The sequence below is a fragment of the Streptomyces sp. GbtcB6 genome (assembly GCF_019091475.1).
Lineage (GTDB): Bacteria > Actinomycetota > Actinomycetes > Streptomycetales > Streptomycetaceae > Streptomyces > Streptomyces hyaluromycini.
On record NZ_JAGXJL010000141.1, the window covers coordinates 1 to 2,845 of the forward strand.

The 2,845-nt window shown below is 68.7% G+C and carries 3 protein-coding genes; all 3 read left to right on the forward strand.

Annotated elements, in window-relative coordinates:
- Window positions 1-422 precede the first annotated feature (422 nt).
- The 3 genes from KVT45_RS54800 (at window position 423) to KVT45_RS54810 (ending at window position 2,806) form a co-directional block, all read left to right on the forward strand.
- Window positions 423-1,484, forward strand: coding sequence for an NAD(P)/FAD-dependent oxidoreductase (locus KVT45_RS54800; protein WP_217562571.1), 1,062 nt, complete (start codon window positions 423-425; stop codon window positions 1,482-1,484).
- A 209-nt stretch (window positions 1,485-1,693) separates the two neighbouring features.
- The gene (locus tag KVT45_RS54805; protein WP_217562573.1) at window positions 1,694-2,383 is read left to right on the forward strand and encodes a TetR/AcrR family transcriptional regulator; all 690 of its coding nucleotides are present in this window, start codon (window positions 1,694-1,696) and stop codon (window positions 2,381-2,383) included.
- Between the two features lie 204 nt (window positions 2,384-2,587).
- Complete coding sequence (locus tag KVT45_RS54810; RefSeq protein WP_217562575.1) at window positions 2,588-2,806, forward strand: hypothetical protein; 219 nt, start codon at window positions 2,588-2,590, stop codon at window positions 2,804-2,806.
- Window positions 2,807-2,845 lie beyond the last annotated feature (39 nt).

The window sequence follows — 2,845 nt, forward strand, 5'->3', positions numbered from 1 at the left end:
CGGTCCTCCCAGAACCGGGCCGGCTCGATGCTGTCGGGTGTGGTCATCAAGATCTCCTTACAAGCGCGGAAGGCGGCTCCTGGTGGCCAAAGTCCTCACACGCCGCCCAGTGGGCAAGCTGCGTTGCCGATCCTGCAAAGGGCGGAAGCGGGGGAGGGGTGTCGCCAGGTGCGTGTCCGAGCTCTCCGAAGAAGTTGCGCGGGTCCGCGACGAGGCAGCAGGTCTGTTCGACGGGTGCGACATGGCTGCCGAGCCCGAACGGGCCACGACAGGTGACTGCGTAGGCAGTAACCGCCCCAGGTCCGCCCAGCGTCACCCATGCCGAGGATTTATTGATCTTGCCCGTCAGTCGATGCTCCGATCATTTGCAGAAGTAGCAAGTCGGTTCGCTGCGAGAGGTGGTGCGGGGTGACCATGCCGCTATGGATACCAATGAGCTGAAGAGTGCCGAAGACCGGACCTGGGACGTCGTCGTGGTCGGCGGGGGCTTCGCCGGCCTGTCCGCCGCGCTGCTGCTGACTCGCGTACGGCGCTCCGTCCTCGTCATCGACGCGGGCGAACCCCGCAACGCCCCCGCCGCGCGCGTCGGCGCCCACAACATCCTGGGCCGCGAAGGCATCTCCCCCCTGGAACTCCTTCGCGTGGGCCGGGAGGAAGTCGCCTCCTACGGCGGAGAGGTCGTCGACGGCCGGGTCGAGCGAGTCGAGCGCGGCGGCGGCGCCTTCACCATCACCACCCAGGACGGACGGCGCGCCCGCGCCCGGCGTGTCCTGGTGACCACCGGCCTGATCGACGAACTGCCCGACATCCCCGGCCTGGCTGAGCGGTGGGGGCATGACGTGATCCACTGCGTGTACTGCCACGGCTGGGAAGCCCGCGACACCAAGGTCGGCGTCCTGGGCAACTTCCACCAGGCCCTGCTGTTCCGTCAGATGACCGACCAGGTCACCCTCTTCGCCCACCACGCACAGGCGGAGCTCACCGACGAGCAGTGGGAACAGCTCGCCGCCCTCGGCATCGAAGTGATCCACGGTGCCGTCACTGCTCTGGAGACCGACACCGCACAGGATAAGCTGACCGGCGCCCGCCTGGCCTCCGGCACCGTCATCCCCCTCGACACCCTCGTCGTCGCCCCCACCTTCACCGCCCGCGGCGGCTTCCTCGAAGACCTCGGCCTCACCCTCAACCCCCACCCCGCCGTCCCCGGCGTCCAGGTCGCCGTCGACCCCTCCGGATTCACCGGCATCCAGGGCGTGTGGGCCGCCGGGAACGTCAGCGACGTCCTCGCTGCCGTGCCCCAGTCCGCCGGCGCCGGAAACACCGCAGGTGGCGCCATCAACATGGACCTCATCCTCGAAGACGCCCGACGTGCCGCCGAGGCCCGCGAAGCAGCATCGGCAACGCCGTTCGACGGCGCGATGGAAGCAGAAGTGTCACGACGCGTTCTGGGCACCCGCGCCCACGGTCTGGAAGGCCTCGCATAGCGAGCGGCGAGGTGCTCCCGCAACACCTCGCCACCGCCGGAGCCCTGCCCATGAGCACCACCGTGCGGCAGGGCCTGCGGGTATGTCAATTCAACGGCCCGGTCTCACATTCGGAGGTGACCCCACAGTCTCCGCCGCGGAAAGAGGTACTCGAGCCCGTGCCTGAATACTGCACTGTGAAAAGCGCGGAGTACGGGGAGAGGGCGAGAATGCGGGTGGCCTGCGGTTCGGACGCGGACACCGAGGGCTGGCGCTGCAGAGGGCTGCGGAGCGATGCGGTGCGCAACCGGACCAGGATCCTGGACGCCGCCCAGGACATGTTCGCCGAGCGGGGGCCGGAAGTAGTCATGGACGAGATCGCACGCCGCGCAGGAGTGGGCAACGCCACCCTCTACCGCCACTTCTCCGGGCGAGACGCCCTCCTGACGGCAGTAATCGAGAGAGTCGCCACGGTCGGCGCTGACGCGGCAGAGGAAGCCGCCACCCAGCAAGACGACCCGTTTACCGTACTCAGCCGTTTCGTGCGGGCCGCAGCCCGCCACCGGCTTGCCTCCCTGTGCTGCCTGTCCGGCGAACTCGCCGGTAACCGACCGGAACTGGTGCGCCAGAAGGACCGCCTGCTGCACGCCGCGCAGCTGCTGCTGACCCGTGCACAGCAGGCGGGGCGGGTGCGCACTGACGTGTCCGTGGAGGAACTCATGACGGCCCTCACCCAGCTGGGTCGCCCGCTGCCGGGCGTCAGCTGGCCGGCCACCGACCAATGCAGCCAGCGTATCGTGCAGCTCTACCTCGACGGCCTTCACATTCAGGCCCAGCCTGAACCGGCAGCCCTGCCCAGCTCTCCCTCTTCGCACCCCGCCCAGCGGCGGGAAGCGAGCCCCGGAGCGCTACCGCAGTGAGGGCTCAGCCCCGCCGGACGTCACGGCAGCGGTGGCGTGGTGTTACCAACGGCCCGTGACATTCATGGGGGTACGGTCATGACGTGGTGTCACTGGGGACACCCGCGGAACCCGGGGACACTTCGGAACACACCCAGCCGACCGCTCCCCGGCAGATCCTGTTGTCCGGTCGCGGAACCCACTGTCCGCTCCCGGAGGCCGCCCATGGACACCCGGCCGCTGCGCATCCTGCTGGCCGCCAACGCCGCCGTCTTCGTCCTGGTCTGCGCCGCCTTCGTCCTCCGTCACATCTGCACCGGCCTCTACCCTGAGGCCGTGGAGTCATGGCTCGACGACCACGAGTGGCTCATGTGGACGGCCGTGGGCATCGTCGTGTCGAGCCCAATGAGTGACTCTGTCGGGAATCTTGAGGACGGCAGTTAACGATCGTGACGTTGCGTCAGGCTCGTTGGAACGTCCCGC